At 70.4% G+C, this 15,289-nt stretch carries 15 protein-coding genes; 7 read left to right on the plus strand and 8 right to left on the minus strand.

Annotation, left to right across the window (positions count from 1 at the left end):
- Positions 1-18: 18 nt before the first annotated feature.
- Positions 19-1,236 carry a quinolinate synthase NadA gene (nadA, locus tag ABD241_RS05525; protein WP_344059240.1) on the minus strand — a complete coding sequence of 406 codons (1,218 nt, stop codon included), beginning with the start codon at positions 1,234-1,236 and terminating at the stop codon, positions 19-21.
- 57 nt (positions 1,237-1,293) lie between these two features.
- On the opposite strand from nadA, the gene ABD241_RS05530 reads away from it, so the two are divergent.
- The 4 genes from ABD241_RS05530 to aat all read left to right on the plus strand — a co-directional run bounded on the left by ABD241_RS05530 (position 1,294) and on the right by aat (position 4,832).
- Entirely contained in the window at positions 1,294-2,460 is a 1,167-nt protein-coding gene (locus tag ABD241_RS05530) for a glycerate kinase family protein (RefSeq protein WP_344059242.1), read from the plus strand.
- Between the two features lie 139 nt (positions 2,461-2,599).
- Positions 2,600-2,977: an iron-sulfur cluster insertion protein ErpA gene (gene erpA / locus ABD241_RS05535; RefSeq protein ID WP_142186853.1), complete on the plus strand. Its 378-nt coding sequence runs from the start codon at positions 2,600-2,602 to the stop codon at positions 2,975-2,977.
- Between the two features lie 124 nt (positions 2,978-3,101).
- A complete protein-coding gene (locus ABD241_RS05540) occupies positions 3,102-4,088 on the plus strand; it encodes a carbohydrate kinase family protein (RefSeq protein WP_344059244.1) in 987 nt (328 codons plus the stop codon).
- Between the two features lie 69 nt (positions 4,089-4,157).
- Positions 4,158-4,832: a leucyl/phenylalanyl-tRNA--protein transferase gene (gene aat / locus ABD241_RS05545; protein WP_344059246.1), complete on the plus strand. Its 675-nt coding sequence runs from the start codon at positions 4,158-4,160 to the stop codon at positions 4,830-4,832.
- Here aat and ABD241_RS05550 read toward each other — a convergent pair.
- Positions 4,801-5,055, minus strand: a complete 255-nt coding sequence (locus ABD241_RS05550; protein WP_344059248.1) for a sulfurtransferase TusA family protein — start codon at positions 5,053-5,055, stop codon at positions 4,801-4,803. The genes aat and ABD241_RS05550 overlap by 32 nt on opposite strands.
- Entirely contained in the window at positions 5,052-6,284 is a 1,233-nt protein-coding gene (locus ABD241_RS05555) for a cysteine desulfurase family protein (protein WP_344059250.1), read from the minus strand. Before ABD241_RS05555 ends, ABD241_RS05550 begins: the two co-directional genes overlap by 4 nt.
- Before the next feature lie 184 nt (positions 6,285-6,468).
- Here ABD241_RS05555 and ctaC point away from each other — a divergent pair, with 184 nt between their 5' ends.
- The 3 genes from ctaC to ABD241_RS05570 are packed head-to-tail and all read left to right on the plus strand — an operon-like array spanning position 6,469 to position 9,582.
- Positions 6,469-7,398 carry an aa3-type cytochrome oxidase subunit II gene (gene ctaC, locus ABD241_RS05560; protein ID WP_344059252.1) on the plus strand — a complete coding sequence of 310 codons (930 nt, stop codon included), beginning with the start codon at positions 6,469-6,471 and terminating at the stop codon, positions 7,396-7,398.
- Positions 7,395-9,179: an aa3-type cytochrome oxidase subunit I gene (gene ctaD / locus ABD241_RS05565; RefSeq protein WP_344059254.1), complete on the plus strand. Its 1,785-nt coding sequence runs from the start codon at positions 7,395-7,397 to the stop codon at positions 9,177-9,179. The genes ctaC and ctaD overlap by 4 nt, the downstream gene beginning before the upstream one ends.
- 4 nt (positions 9,180-9,183) lie before the next feature.
- Entirely contained in the window at positions 9,184-9,582 is a 399-nt protein-coding gene (locus ABD241_RS05570) for a cytochrome c oxidase subunit 4 (protein ID WP_344059256.1), read from the plus strand.
- Positions 9,583-9,655: 73 nt separating this feature from the next.
- Here the strand turns inward: ABD241_RS05570 and ABD241_RS05575 are convergent, their stop codons facing one another.
- The 5 genes from ABD241_RS05575 to qcrC form a co-directional block, all read right to left on the minus strand.
- Positions 9,656-10,513, minus strand: a complete 858-nt coding sequence (locus ABD241_RS05575) for an NAD-dependent epimerase/dehydratase family protein (protein ID WP_344059258.1) — start codon at positions 10,511-10,513, stop codon at positions 9,656-9,658.
- Positions 10,514-10,812: 299 nt separating this feature from the next.
- A complete protein-coding gene (locus ABD241_RS05580) occupies positions 10,813-11,166 on the minus strand; it encodes a metallopeptidase family protein (RefSeq protein ID WP_344059260.1) in 354 nt (117 codons plus the stop codon).
- 375 nt (positions 11,167-11,541) lie between these two features.
- Positions 11,542-13,302 carry a cytochrome bc1 complex cytochrome b subunit gene (gene qcrB, locus ABD241_RS05585; protein ID WP_344059262.1) on the minus strand — a complete coding sequence of 587 codons (1,761 nt, stop codon included), beginning with the start codon at positions 13,300-13,302 and terminating at the stop codon, positions 11,542-11,544.
- Positions 13,299-14,411 (minus strand): cytochrome bc1 complex Rieske iron-sulfur subunit, encoded by a 1,113-nt coding sequence (qcrA, locus tag ABD241_RS05590; protein ID WP_344059264.1) that lies wholly within the window; start codon positions 14,409-14,411, stop codon positions 13,299-13,301. Before qcrA ends, qcrB begins: the two co-directional genes overlap by 4 nt.
- A 49-nt stretch (positions 14,412-14,460) precedes the next feature.
- Positions 14,461-15,270, minus strand: coding sequence for a cytochrome bc1 complex diheme cytochrome c subunit (qcrC, locus tag ABD241_RS05595; protein ID WP_344059266.1), 810 nt, complete (start codon positions 15,268-15,270; stop codon positions 14,461-14,463).
- Positions 15,271-15,289: the final 19 nt, after the last annotated feature.

Consider the following 15,289-nt stretch of genomic DNA (forward strand, 5'->3'; position numbering starts at 1 on the left):
GGGCTGGGGCACCCGGTGTCAGTCCTTGTGGGTCTTGCCGGGCAGGGCGAGCATCCGGTCGAGCGCCGCCCGGGCCTGGGCCGCGACGGTGGGGTCGACGTGGATCGGGTTGACGACGCGCCCCTCGACCAGAGACTCGAGGGCCCAGACGAGGTGGGGCAGGTCGATGCGGTTCATCGTCGAGCAGTAGCAGACGTTCTTCTCGAGGAAGGCGATGCGCTGCTCGGGGAACTCCCGCGCGAGGCGGCGCACGAGGTTGAGCTCGGTGCCCACGACCCAGGAGGTGCCGGCGGGTGCGGCGGCGATCGTCTGGATGATCTTCTCGGTGGACCCGACCTCGTCGGCCAGCTCGACGACCTCGTAGCGGCACTCGGGGTGCACGATCACCTTCACGCCCGGGATCTCGCGGCGTGCCGCCTCGACGGCCTCGACGGAGAAGCGGCCGTGCACGGAGCAGTGCCCGCGCCACAGGATCATCCGGGCGCGCTCGAGCTGCTCACGGGTCAGGCCACCGCCCGGGCGGTGCGGGTCCCACACGACGCAGTCGTCGAGCGAGAGGCCGAGCTCGCGCACGGCGGTGTTGCGGCCGAGGTGCTGGTCGGGCAGGAAGAGCACCTTGCCGGTGCCGGTTCCGTCCAGGCCGATGCCGCCGACCTGCTCGAAGGCCCAGTCGAGGGCCGTGCGGGCGTTGGACGACGTGCAGATGGTGCCGCCGTGGCGCCCGGTGAACGCCTTGATGGCGGCCGAGGAGTTCATGTAGGTGACCGGGACGGTCTGCTCGGCGACGCCGGCCGCGGAGAGCTGCTCCCAGCAGTCCTCGACCTGCGCGATGGCGGCCATGTCGGCCATCGAGCACCCGGCGGCGAGGTCCGGCAGGATCACGGTCTGCTCGTCGCTCGTGAGGATGTCGGCGGACTCGGCCATGAAGTGGACGCCGCAGAAGACGATGAAGGGCGCGTCGGGACGCGCCGCGGCGTCGCGGGCCAGCTTGAACGAGTCGCCGGTGACGTCGGCGAACTCGATCACCTCGTCGCGCTGGTAGTGGTGCCCGAGGACGAAGACCCGGTCACCGAGCGCGGCCTTGGCGGCACGGGCCCGCTCGACGAGGTCTGGGTCGGAGGGCGAGGGCAGCTCGCCCGGGCACTCGACGCCACGCTCGGTGTGCAGGTCGCTGCCGTGGCCGAGCACGAGGAGGGGGAGCGGGGCGGGAGCCGCCGCTGCCATGTCGGTGGTCATGGCCAAATCGTATGCCGCCGCACCGACTGCCCCGACCGGCAGTGGCAGGATGCGGCCGTGCACGTCATCATCGCCCCCGACTGCTACACCGGCACCCTCACGGCGGGCCAGGCCGCCGCGGCGATCGCCGAGGGATGGCGCCGCACCGCGCCGGCCGACCGGCTCACCCTGGTGCCCCTCTCCGACGGCGGTCCCGGCTTCATCGACGTCCTGGCCGAGAACCTCGAGGGAGAGGTGCACGCGGTCGTGACCACCGACCCGCTGGGCCGCGAGGTGCCCGGGTCGATCCTGCTGACGACCGGCGCCGGGGGGCGGACGGCATACGTGGAGTCCGCCCAGGCCGCGGGCCTGCACCTGCTCGCTCCCGACGAGCGCGACCCCACCCGGACCACGACCACGGGCGTGGGCACGCTCGTGGTGGCGGCGCTGGACGCCGGCGCCCGGCGCGTCGTCATCGGCCTCGGCGGCTCCGGCACCAACGACGCGGGGGCGGGACTGCTGGCCACGCTCGGGGTCGGGCCTGCGGAACGGCTCGGCCGCGGGGGCCTGGCGCTCGGCGCCACCACGCCGGCCGACGTCGCCGGCCTCGACGCCGCTCGCGACCGCCTGCGGGGGATCGACCTCGTCATCGCGAGCGACGTCGACTCCCCCCTGCTGGGGCTCAAGGGGGCGAGCGCCGTCTTCGGCCCGCAGAAGGGCGCGTCCGAGGAGGACGCGCAGCGGCTCGAGAACGCGCTCGGGCACTTCGCGAGCGTCGTGGCCCGCGTCCGGCCGCCGGCCAAGGACCTGCTGACCGGCACCCTGCTCAGGCCCGAGCGGGAGCCGGGAGCCGGCGCCGCCGGGGGCCTCGGCTACGCGCTGCACCTGCTCGGTGCGCGGCGGGTCTCGGGAGTGGAGGCGGTGCTCGATGCCGTCGGGTTCACCGACCTCGTCGCCTCCGCCGACCTGGTCGTCACGGGGGAGGGCAGCTTCGACTGGCAGTCCCTCCGCGGCAAGGTGGTCGTCGGGGTCGCGGAGGCGGCAGGGCGCGTCGGCGTCCCGGTCATCGCGGTGCCGGGCCAGTCGCTCGTCGGCCGCCGCGAAGCCATGTCGGCCGGGCTCTCGGGGGTGTATGCCGTCGCGGAGCGCCCGGAGCAGGTGGCGGCCGCGCTAACCGACCCCGCCGCACGGCTCGCCGACCGGAGCGCCCGCGTCGCACGCACCTGGTCGCCGTCCGCCTCGTGACGCCGGCTGCGCTTCCCGGAGGGGAGGTGCACTCCTGACCCCCACCCCGGACGTATGGTGGTAAGGCGTCCGGGAACACATCCGGCGCCGCATGGGTTGTCACTCCAGACCCATGCTCCACGACGTGAAGGACCAACACATGAGTGTCGAGACGAACGCATCTCCCGCCGAGGCTCAGACCGAGGCTCCCGCCCACGGCGTCGTCCTGACGGACGTCGCGGCCGCGAAGGTCAAGAGCCTGCTCGAGCAGGAGGGTCGCGACGACCTGCGCCTGCGTGTGGGCGTCCAGCCCGGCGGCTGCTCGGGCCTGATCTACCAGCTCTACTTCGACGAGCGCAGCCTCGACGGTGACCTCGTCCGCGACTTCGACGGTGTCGAGGTCGTCGTCGACCGGATGAGCTCCCCCTACCTCGAGGGCGCCACGATCGACTTCGCCGACACGATCGAGAAGCAGGGCTTCACGATCGACAACCCGAACGCCGGCAGCAGCTGCGCGTGCGGTGACTCCTTCAGCTGAGCCGCCTGGCCTCCAGCACGTCCGGGAGGGCCCGACCACCATGGTCGGGCCCTTCTGCGTGCCCGGCCGCCCTCCCCGGTCGCGCGGTGGTCGGGGCTGCCCCTGGGACGGGTAGGTTCGTCCCGTGCAGATCGCGATCACCGGTTCCATAGCCACCGACCACCTCATGACCTTCGACGGTCTCTTCGCCGACTCGCTCGTGGTCGAGCAGCTCGACAAGATCTCCCTGTCGTTCCTCACCTCCGACCTGCAGGTCCGGCGTGGGGGCGTGGCGGCGAACATCGCCTTCGGCATGGCCAACCTGGGGCAACGGCCACTGCTGGTCGGCGCGGTCGGCGAGGACTTCACCGACTACCGCAGCTGGCTCGAGCGGCACGGGGTCGACTGCGGTGCCGTCCACTACTCCGAGTCCCAGCACACCGCCCGCTTCATCTGCACGACCGATCGTGACATGGCACAGATCGCGACGTTCTACGCGGGCGCCATGACCGAGGCGCGTGACATCGAGCTGGCCCCGGTCGCCGAGCGCGTCGGAGGCCTCGACCTCGTCGTCATCGGGGCCAACGACCCGGAGGCGATGCTGCGCCACACCGACGAGTGCCGCTCCCGGGACATCCCCTTCGCGGCCGACCCGTCGCAGCAGCTGGCCTTCTGCGACGGACCGACCATCGAGCGGCTCATCGACGGCGCCGACTACCTCTTCACCAACGAGTACGAGAGCCACCTCGCCTGCCAGAAGACCGGCTGGAGCGAGGAGGAGCTCGCCGAGCGCGTACGCGTCCAGGTCAAGACCCGCGGCAAGGACGGCGTGACGGTACGCGTGCGCGGCGAGGAGCCCGTCGAGGTCAAGGTGGCGCGCGAGGTGCGCAAGGCCGACCCCACGGGGGTCGGCGACGCGTTCCGGGCCGGCTACCTCACCGGCCTGGCCGTCGGGCTTCCCGTCCAGCGCTGCGCCGAGCTCGGTTCCATGCTCGCCACCTACGTCATCGAGACGGTGGGCACCCAGGAGTACGCCCTCGGCAAGAAGCGCTTCCTCGAGCGCCTGGCAGAGGCGTACGGCCCCGAGTCCGCCGACGAGATCGAGCCGCACATCTCCTGCCCTCGGCCCTGAGGTCCCCACGACCACCGGGGACGCGCACCACCGCGTGAAGCAGCCGTGACGAGAGCCGGGAGCCCGCCAGTGCCCACACCACCGCCGTCGACGTCGTGGGACTTCGCGCTCGACCGCGTCCCCGCGGGGGAGGACCTCGTGGGCATCGGTGCGGACCTCGAGGTCGCCACGCTCTTCGAGGCGTACTCGGTCGGGGTGTTCCCCATGGGCATCGGCGACCACGGGTCGGAGCCGATCGGGTGGTGGTCGCCCGACCCGCGCGGGGTGCTGCGCCCGCGCGAGCTCAACGTGAGTCGTTCGCTGCGCAAGACGCTCCGGCACTTCGAGGTGCGGGTCGACACCGACTTCCTCGGCGTCATCGAGGGGTGCGCGGCACCGGACCGGGACGGTCGCTGGATCACCCCGGCGATCATCGACGCCTACGTCGAGCTGCACCGGGCCGGGTGGGCGCACTCGGTCGAGGCGTGGCAGGACGGCACGCTCGTCGGCGGGCTCTACGGCGTCGCGATCGGCGGTCTCTTCGCCGGCGAGTCGATGTTCCACCACGTGCGCGACGCCTCCAAGGTCGCCCTCGTGGGCCTGCGCGACCTGCTGCTGGCCGACGGCGACCCGCGTCGCCTCGTCGACGTCCAGTGGCAGACGCCGCACCTGGCCACCCTCGGGGTCCGCGAGGTCCCGAGGGACGAGTACCTCGCGATCCTGCCGACGGTGCTCAGCGCGCCTCTTCCGGCGTGCTGGGCGTGACCACCTCGACGACGTAGGCCGTGTGGTCGGCGTGCGGACGCGCGCCGACGTAGCGGTGCCCCCGCATCCGGCACCAGGCGGGCACGTCGTGCGCGGCGGCCGGGTCGGTGGCGAGCAGGACGACGACACCCACGTCGGGCGTCTCCTGCACGAGCCGGGCCAGGCGGATCACCGGCAGCGGGCACCGCTCGCCGCGCGCGTCGACCACGGTCTCGGCGGTCACAGCCCCGCCACGCCCAGCTCGGCGCGCACGCCGGCGACGGTGGGCGCCAGAGCGGTCGTGAACGCCGCGACGTCCTCGGCGACGGTGGGGGAGACAGCGGGCAGGGGCAGCGTGACGCGGACGTTGCCGTGGGTCAGCACCCCCATGGCGGCGAGGACGTGGCTCGGCTCCAGGGTGCTGGACGTGCAGGCCGACCCGCTGGCGACGGCGAAACCGCGCCGGTCGAACGCACCGACGACGGCCTCGCCGTCGACGTAGAGGCTCGAGAACGTCACGACGTGGGGGAGACGGTCGTCGGGGTCCCCGACGACCTGGGTGTCGGGCACAGCAGAGGCGGCCTCGCGGATCGACGCCACGAGCGCCCGTGTCGTGCGTGCGTCGTCGGGCCGGCTGGCGGCGGCCTGCTGCCAGGCCTCCGCCGCGGCGAGGGCGAGCGGCACCCACGGCGTGACGTCCGCCCGCCCGTGCTCCACGTGGGCCCTCGCGTCGGCCCACTGCCACCGGACGCCCTCGCGGACGACGAGGACGCCGAGCGGCGGTCCGCCCCACGAGCGGGCGTCGCCGACCAGCACGTCCCAGTCGGTCGGGACGTCGTCGCGCCCGAGGGAGGCCATGGCGTCGACGACCAGGGGTATGCCGTGGGCTGCGGACAGATCCCGGGCCGCGGCGAGCGGCTGGCGGGTGCCCACCTCGCCGTTGGCGCTCTGCAGTGCGGCCACGACCGTCCCGGGCACGGCCAGAGCCTCGCGCCAGGCGTCGAGGTCGAGCCGTCCCGTCCCGTCGACGCGCACCTCGGCGAGCAGCGAGGGGTCGTCAGCCCGGGCAGCGCCCGCACGGGCGGGCACGAGCACGGCGGAGTGCTCCACCGCGGAGGCCACGATCCTCGCTCCGCGGTGGCGGGCGGCATACGCCACCCCGTCCACGGCCCGAGCCAGCGCCGCGGGGCCGCTGGGCAGGAAGCTCACCTCCGCGGGACGGACCCCCAGCCCAGCGGCTAGGACCTCGCGTGAGCGGTCGAGCAGCGAGCGGGCACGGCGCCCCTCCGCGTGCAGGCGGTCGGGGTCCGCCCAGCCGACCTCGACGGCGGCGCGCAGGGTCTCGCGAGCGACCGGGTGCAGCGGTCCGGCGGCCGCGTCGAGGAGGCGGCGGGACTGCTGCGCGGACCCGTCAGCCGATGGATGCGGCGGCGCTCCCGGCGTGGGTAAGGGGGTCTGCGTGGAGGCCGGCACAGCGGGTCCAAGGTTCGTTCCCGGATCGTGACTGGCCACCCCGCAACGTTAGCCGCCCCCTACGGACAGCGTCACGAATGGGGCGGTAGGGTTGCGCCGTGGGCCTTGCCGGCCCTACGGATTGACGTGAACTAGCTCGTTGCGCGCCACGCGCGCCCATGTACTTGAACGAAAGGTGCACCTGGTGCCTGAGCACGAAGACACCCCAGCGGCCACGCCCGTGGTGACGTCGGTGGTGGCACGGACCGGGCGCCGCCGCCTGGTCGGCACCGCCGGCATCGCTGGACTCGCGACGCTCGCCCTCGGGGGCTGCCAGACGCAGGCGTCCGACGGCTTCCTGCCACCGGCGGTCTCCGACACCGGACGGCTCGTCACCTCACTCTGGATCCCGAGCTGGATCGCGGTGCTCGCTGTGGGTGCGCTGACGTGGGGCCTCATCATCTTCGCCGCCGTGCGCTATCGCAGGCGCAAGGACGACGACGGCTCGCTGCCCGTCCAGCTTCGCTACAACGTCCCGCTCGAGCTGCTCTACACCGTCATCCCGGTCTTCATGATCGCCGTGTTCTTCTGGTACACGGCCCGTGACGAGGCCGCCCTCGTGGACACGAACACGAAGAAGGACCTGACGGTCAGCGTCGTCGCCAAGCAGTGGAGCTGGGACTTCAACTACGTCGACTCCAACGTCCACGAGACCGGCGTCCACACCGAGCTCGACGGCACCACCGGCAAGCGGGCCCAGATGCCGGTCCTCTACCTGCCGGTCAACAAGCGGGTGCAGTTCGTGCTCAACTCCCGCGACGTGGTCCACAGCTTCTGGATCCCCGCCTTCATCATGAAGATGGACATCATCCCGGGCAAGACCAACGGCTTCCAGGTCACGCCCACCCAGGTCGGCACCTTCCAGGGCAAGTGCGCCGAGTTCTGCGGTGCCTACCACTCGCAGATGCTGTTCATGGTCAAGGTCGTCCCGCAGAACGAGTACGACCAGGAGATGGCGCGCCTCCGGTCCATCGGCCAGGAAGGCCTCATCCCCGTCGACGTCAGCCGTGAGTCGATGGTCTCCGGCGACATCCAGAAGATCCCCGCACCTGCCCGGACTGAGAGCAACCGATGACATCAGCAACCCTCAACCGCGAGGCCACCGTCACGGGCGTGCGGCCTGCCCGGCCGCGCCTGTCCAAGGGCCAGACCTTCGTCAAGTGGGTGACCACGACCGACCACAAGGTCATCGGCAACCTCTACTTCATCACCTCGTTCGTCTTCTTCCTGTTCGGCGGCGTCCTGGCCCTGCTCATCCGGGCCGAGCTCATGTCGCCCGGGCTCCAGGTCGTCGACAACGTCGACCAGTACAACCAGCTGTTCACGATGCACGGCACGATCATGCTGCTGCTCTTCGCGACGCCGCTGTTCGCCGGGTTCGCCAACGCCGTCATGCCGCTGCAGATCGGGGCGCCCGACGTCGCGTTCCCGCGGCTCAACATGCTCGCGTACTGGCTCTACCTCTTCGGCGGCCTCATCGCCTCTGCCGGCTTCCTGACGCCGCAGGGTGCGGCGTCGTTCGGCTGGTACGCCTACGCGCCGCTGTCCGACGCGAGCTACACGCCGGGTCTCGGCGGTGACCTGTGGGTCTTCGGCCTCGCGCTCGCCGGCTTCGGCACCATCCTCGGCGCCGTCAACTTCATCACCACGATCATCTGCCTGCGCGCCCCCGGCATGACGATGTTCCGCATGCCGGTCTTCACGTGGACCGTGCTCGTCACCTCGCTGCTGGCGATCCTCGTCTTCCCGATCCTCGCAGCGGCCCTGTTCGCCCTCGGCGGCGACCGGCGGTTCGGGATGCACATCTTCGACCCGCAGAACAACGGGGCGATGCTCTGGCAGCACCTGTTCTGGTTCTTCGGGCACCCGGAGGTCTACATCATCGCGCTGCCGTTCTTCGGGATCATCAGCGAGGTCATGCCGGTCTTCTCCCGCAAGCCGATCTTCGGCTACAAGACCCTCGTCTTCGCCACGATCGCCATCGCAGCGCTCTCGGCCAGCGTCTGGGCCCACCACATGTACGCGACCGGGCAGGTGCTCCTACCCTTCTTCGCCGTCATGACGATGCTCATCGCCGTGCCCACCGGTGTGAAGTTCTTCAACTGGATCGGCACGATGTGGGGCGGCAAGGTCGTCCTGGCGACCCCGATGCTGTGGGCGATCGGCTTCCTCGTGACCTTCCTCTTCGGTGGCCTGACCGGCATCATCCTGTCCAGCCCGGCCCTGGACTTCCACCTCAACGACAGCTACTTCGTCGTCGCGCACTTCCACTACACCGTCTTCGGGACCGTGGTGTTCGCGATGTTCTCCGGCTTCTACTTCTGGTGGCCCAAGCTGACCGGTCGGATGCTCGACGAGAAGCTCGGCAAGATCCACTTCTGGATGCTGTTCATCGGCTTCCACACCACCTTCCTCATCCAGCACTGGCTGGGCGTCGAGGGCATGGCCCGTCGTTACGCCGACTACCTGCCGGAGGAGGGGTTCCAGGCGGCCAACATCGTCTCGAGCCTCGGTGCCTTCCTGCTCGGCGCCTCGATGATCCCGTTCATGTACAACGTGTGGAAGACCTGGCGGCACGCCCCGCTCGTCGAGTCCGACGACCCGTGGGGCTACGGCGCCTCGCTCGAGTGGGCCACCTCCTGCCCGCCGCCGCGGCACAACTTCACCTCGCTGCCGCGGATCCGCTCCGAGCGGCCCGCCTTCGACCTGCACCACCCGGAGTCAGCCGCAGGACAGGCGCCGGTCGCCGACCAGGGCACCCTCGTGCAGGTCATGGGGCCGGCCGACGTCCGCGGGGAGCATGAAGCAAGCGGTGCGCACCGTGCCACCTCCGAGAACGAGAAGCGGGAGCACTGACCCGATGCGCATCGAGACCAAGCTCTTCCTCTACCTCCTCGGGTTCTTCGTCCCGGTCACCCTCATCTACGGCTTCTGGTCGAAGTGGGAGCCGATCGGCACCACGGCGCTGACCCTCAGCGCGTTGCTCTTCGCACTCACGGGCTTCTACCTGTACATGACGGGCAAGAAGCTGCCGCTGCGCCCCGAGGACAACGCAAGTGGCGAGATCGAGGACGCCGAGGGCAACTACGGCTACTTCGTCGCCAGCTCCTGGACGCCGCTGTGGCTCGCCGGTTCCGGCGCCATCATGTTCGCCGGCCTCGCGGTCGGCTGGTGGCTCTTCATCATCGGCGCCTTCGTCGGCATCGTCGCCGTCTGCCTGTGGGTCTTCGAGTCCTTCTCCGGCGAGTACTCCATCTGAGCGCTCCGCGGCACACATGGCCTGGAAGGGCCCGGTCGACGACCGGGCCCTTCTGCGTGTCCGGCGACCTGCGTCAGGCCGATAGACCGCGCCGCCAGCTGTGCCGGGGCTCGAAGCCGAGGACCTGACGGGCCAGCGCGTTCGACAGCAGGGTCTCGTGACCGGTGAGCCGGCCCCTGATCTCGACGCCGGGGAAGACCTCGGCGAGCAGCTCGGCGCTCGGCCGCTCCATGATGGTGTCGTCATTGGCGATGATGACGTTGACGGAGCCGGTGGCCTCGGCCTCGAGCGCGTTGCGGCAGGAGGCCGCGGCGTCACGCACGTCGATGTAGCCCCACAGGTTCCACATCCGGCTCGTCGCGTCCGACTGGAACGTGGGGACCGCGCGGTAGTCCTCGTCCGTGAAGATGTTGCTGAACCGCAGGCCGATGAACGGGATGCCGCTCCAGGCGCTGATGTGCGCTGCCATGGTCTCGGAGAGCACCTTCGAGAGGGCGTACGTCGACTCGGGGTGCGGGTAGTGGTCCTCGTCCACCGGCACGTAGCGCGGGGGAGTCTCCGGTCCGAACGCGAGCCCCAGCGTGGTCTCGCTGGAGGCCCAGACCACCTTTCGGAGCCCGAGCGTCCGGGCGGCCAGGAAGACGTGCGCGTTCATGGTCGTGTTGTCGGTGAGCGTGCGCGCGGCCGGCCGCAGCCCGGGGGCCGGGATGTTGGCCAGGTGGACCACGGCGTCCGCGCCGTCGAGGACGTCGACGACCTGGCCGTGGTCCGTCAGGTCGGCGCGCAGGAAGGGGGCGCCCAGGCCTGCGGGGGCAGCACTCACATCCGTGGCCGTCACGTCGTAGCCGTGCTCGAGCAGCTCGGTGACGGCGGCGCGGCCCGCCTTCCCGGCCGCACCGGTCACCACGATCTTGTCGGAGGAAGTCGTCATCCCAGAACCCTAGTGGCGCCCGCAGCCACAGCCCGAGGGAGGCGCCTGCACAGCGCGCAGTGGCCCCGAACCGAGGCGCCGGCAACGCGAAGGGGAAGGCCCACTGGCCTTCCCCTTCGATCAGTCGTGTACCTTCACGGGCCGAGCGGCTCACAGTGCGATCGTGTGGGAGAGAACATCTTCGCGCACCTCCATCCGATCGGTTGACGGTTCTTCGACGTTAACCCTCGCCGCGGGCGATGGGAAGAGGTGCGACGACCGGAGTGTCGAAACCGTCCCGAATCGGAGACAACGGCCCCTCAACCCCAACCCAGCTCGTGCAGGTGCGCGTCGTCGATCCCGAAGTGGTGCGCCACCTCGTGGACCACGGTGATGGCGATCTCCTCGCGCAGCTCCTCGACGGTGGCGCACATCCGTTCGAGCGGTCCCCGGAAGATCGTGATGCGGTCCGGAAGGGCCCCCGCGCTCCACCAGCCGTCACGGTCGGTCAACGGGGTCCCGTCATAGACGCCGAGCAGGTCCGGCTCGTCGCCCGGGGGCTCCTGCTCGACGAGCACCACGACGTTGTCCATCGCCCGGGCCAGGTCCGCCGGGATGGAGTCGAGGGCATCGCCCACAGCCTCCTCGAACTCGGCATCGGACAGGTGCTGCATGGGGCGAGTGTGTCATGCGAGACGGCCCGGCGCGGCGAGCTCACCTGCTGTCGCCGTCTCCGCCCGCGGGCGTCGGGGCGGGCGTCTGCGACACGGGGTCCGACCCGTTCACGCCGGCGGCACACAGCGCCACGGCCACGACGGCCGGGGCCGATGCCCCGGGGCAGCAGGCGCTGGTGGGCCGGCAGGCCGAGGATGGCGTGGCACACGGCCACCCGCCTGTCGAGGGGTCGAGAGACGTCTCGGCCGAGGCCGGCGGGCGCGTCCCAGACACTTCTCACAAAGGCCGCCGAAACCGCCGCCGCACCTGCGGAACGACGAGAGGGACCCCCCTTCCAGGGAGTCCCTCTCGTGCTGTCGAAGGCAGGTGCCGCGTCAGCCGTGGTGCTTGTCGGCCTTGATGGTCTCGCGCTCCTGGCCGGCACCGGCCGCCTCGATCGCCTCGTGCTCTCCCGTGGGAGCAGCCGTGTGGTCGTGCTCGTGGTGAGCGGCCTCCAGCTCGGCTGGCGTCGCGGGGGGGACGCGGTCGGCGAAGTAGAAGTGCGAGAACTTCGCGCGCAGCCGCTGCTTGCGTGCGACCGGGTTGTCGACCCCGTTGGCGTCCTTGGACGCCGACAGCTGCAGGGGAGCGGGCGCCTCGTGCTGCACGAGGACCCAGCGCTCCTCGGGGGTGAGCGGAGCGTGGATCTCCTCGAACCGGCCGTCGGCGTAGCGCCAGATGGTGCCGGTCTCGCGGCCGTGCAGGACCTTGTTGCGGTCCGCGCGCTGCAGGCTCAGGCAGATGCGCTTGGTGATCCAGAAGCTGATCGGGGGCGCGATGAAGAAGAGCAGCCGCAGCACCTGGGTGATGTCGTTGATCGACAGGTGCAGCTTGATCGCCATGAGGTCGTTGCCGGCCGCCATGAAGAGCACGAGGTACATCGAGATGCCGGCCACGCCGATCGCGGTGCGCGTGGGTGCGTTGCGCGGGCGGTCGAGCAGGTGGTGCTCGCGCTTGTCACCGGTGACCCAGGACTCCACGAACGGGTAGGCGCCGATGATGCCCCACATGATCGGCAGGAGCAGGATCGAGCCCGGGAAGATGTTCATGCTCCACGTGAAGCCGAACGTCTCGAACTCGAGCCACCCCGGCAGCAGGCGCAGCGCACCGTCGGCGAAGCCCATGTACCAGTCAGGCTGGGAGCCGGCGGTGATGGCCGACGGGTCGTACGGGCCGTACGCCCAGATCGGGTTGATCGTCACGACGGCGGAGATCAGCGCGATGACACCGAAGACGATGAAGAAGAAGCCACCGGCCTTGGCGATGTAGACGGGGAGCAGCGGGTAGCCGACGACGTTGCGGTTGGTGCGGCCCGGTCCGGGGAACTGGGTGTGCTTGTGCACGAACACCAGCAGGATGTGCGCCGTGAAGAGGCCCACGAGGATGGCCGGGATGAGCAGCACGTGCGCCGAGTAGAGGCGCGGGATGATCGCCTCGCCCGGGAAGGCGCCGCCGAAGATGAAGTAGGCCATGTACGAGCCGATGATCGGCACCGACTGGACGAAGCCGTTCATGGCGCGGATGCCGGTGCCCGAGAGCAGGTCGTCGGGGAGCGAGTAGCCGGCGAAGCCCTCGATGCAGGCGAGCATCGACAGGATGGTGCCGAACACCCAGTTGATCTCGCGCGGCTTGCGGAAGGCTCCGGTGAAGAACACGCGGGCCATGTGGACGAAGACCGAGACGATGAAGATCAGGGCCGCCCAGTGGTGGATCTGCCGGATGAGCAGACCGCCGCGGATGTCGAAGGAGATCCCGAGGGTGGAGCGGTAGGCGTCCGACATGGTCACGCCCTGCAGGGGGACGTAGGACCCGTCGTAGACCACCGGGGTGGCGCTCGGGACGAACCAGAAGGTGAGGAACGCACCGGTCAGCAGGCAGACGATCATAGAGTACATCGCGATCTCGCCGAGCATGAACGACCAGTGGTCGGGGAAGACCTTCTTGGCCAGGAAGGAGACGCCCTTGGCGGCCCCCAGACGGTCGTCCATCCAACCCGCGATGCCACCGAGGGGCTTCTGGGCTGAGGCTCGTTCGTCGGCCTGGCGGTCGCCGGCGCGCAGGGCGTCGGCAGGTCGGGACTCGTGAATGGTGCTCATCGGGCACGCTCCCAGAAACTCGGTCCCACGGGCTCCAAGAAGCCCTGGGGGGCGACGAGGTAGCCCGCGTCGTCGACGGTGATCTTGAGTTGCGGCAGCGGCCGTCGGGCCGGGCCGAAGATGACCTTGCAGTCCTCAGTGACGTCGAAGGTCGACTGGTGGCACGGGCACAGCAGGTGGTGCGTCTGCTGCTCGTAGAGGCCCACGGCACACCCGACGTGCGTGCAGATCTTCGAGTAGGCGAGGGTGCCGTCGACGCCCCAGTCCTTGGCCTTCTGCACGGTGATCAGGCTGGGGTCGAGGCGCATCAGGATGACGGCGGCCTTGGCTTTGGCCTCGAGCACGCCCTTGCCCTCGTCCATGAACTTCTGCAGCGTCTCGGGCATGACGTGGAAGACGGACCCGTTGGTGACCTCGTCGAGGCGGATCGGCGTCATCTCCGGGTCACGCATGAGGCGGACCGGCTTGCCGTTGTTGTACTTGATGGGGTCCCAGATCGTCTCCCTCAGCTCCTCGACGTTGACAGGACCGAGCGAACCGACGACCTGCAGGCCAAGGGGGAGGGCGAACAGGCCGAGGGCCCCGCCCAGGGAGTACTTGATGAGCGGGCGACGGGAGATCTGCGTGGAGGCGACACCGTCGCTGACGGTGGCGACGGCCTTCGCGCGCTGCTCGGGCGTGGACGCCTGCGCGTGACGCTCCTCGACCACCTCGACGTCGGACATGAGCGTCTTGGCCCAGTGGACCGCGCCGATGCCGATGAGGAAGATGGCGATGCCGAGCGAGAGGCCCAGTACGACGTTCTGCGTCTTGGCCACGCCGATGCCCGGGAAGAAGAAGGTCGCCTCGTCCGGGATCGCGAAGTAGCTCACGAGGAAGACGACCGTGGCCAGCATCGACAGGCCGAACATGGTTGCGACCTGGCGCTCGGCGCGCCGGGCGGCGGCCGGGTCGTCGTCGGCGGCGCGGTGGACGTGCGGCGGCAGCCCGGGGTTCTCGAAGTGGTCGGGGCCGGGCAGCAGCGACGCCGGCAGGACCTCCTGGTCGTGGCTGCTCGCCGGGACGAGGGAGGTGCCCTGTGTCGGGTCCGTGGTCTCGTGGTCGTTCATCGGGAAGTGGTCCTGTCGTCGTTCGTGAGCGGGCCGTCGCAGCGGGGGCTCATGCGGCCTTCTTGCCGAGCCACACGGCGCAGCCGATGAGGATGCCGAGGCCGAACACCCACGCGAACAGGCCCTCGGAGACGGGGCCGAGGTTGCCCAGCGTGAGGCCGCCGACGTTGGTCTCCCCCTCCTGCGCCTTGAGGTAGGAGATGACCTTCTGCTTCGCCTCGGGCGAGATGTTCATGTCGTTGAAGACGGGCATCGACTGCGGCCCGGTGACCATGGCCTCGTAGATGTGCTTCGGCGTGGTCTCCTGCAGCGACGGGGCGTACTTGCCGCGCGTCAGCGCGCCGCCGGCACCGGCGAAGTTGTGGCACATGGCGCAGTTGACGCGGAAGATCTGGCCGCCCTCGGCGATCGCCTTGTTGTTCTCCGGGGTACCCGGCTCGAGCACCTTCGTGTACTTCTCGTCCGGGACCGAGGGGCCGGGGCCCAGCGAGGCGACGTACGCGGCCAGCGCGGCGATCTGCTGGTCGTCGAACTTGATCTCGTTCTTGGGGGCCTGGACGTTCGGGCCCGCCAGCGGCATACGGCCGGTGCCGACCTGGAAGTCGACCGACGCGGCACCGACACCGACGAGCGAGGGGCCCGACTTGGTGCCCTGGGCCTGGACGCCGTGGCAGGAGGCGCAGTTGGCGACGAAGAGGTCCTTGCCCTGCGCGACGGCGTCGGCCGTCGCAGTCGGAGCAGCGGCGTTGGCGTCCTTCGGGGCGAGGAAGGAGTAGGCGCCACCGGTCACGAGCAGGCCGAGCAGCAGCAGCACCGCGATGGCGGCGGGGTGTCGGCGTCGGGCGGCCAAGGCGTTCACTGTTGGTTCCTGTCGTCCA

The organism is Terrabacter lapilli, assembly GCF_039531305.1.
In the GTDB taxonomy this organism is placed as follows: domain Bacteria; phylum Actinomycetota; class Actinomycetes; order Actinomycetales; family Dermatophilaceae; genus Terrabacter; species Terrabacter lapilli.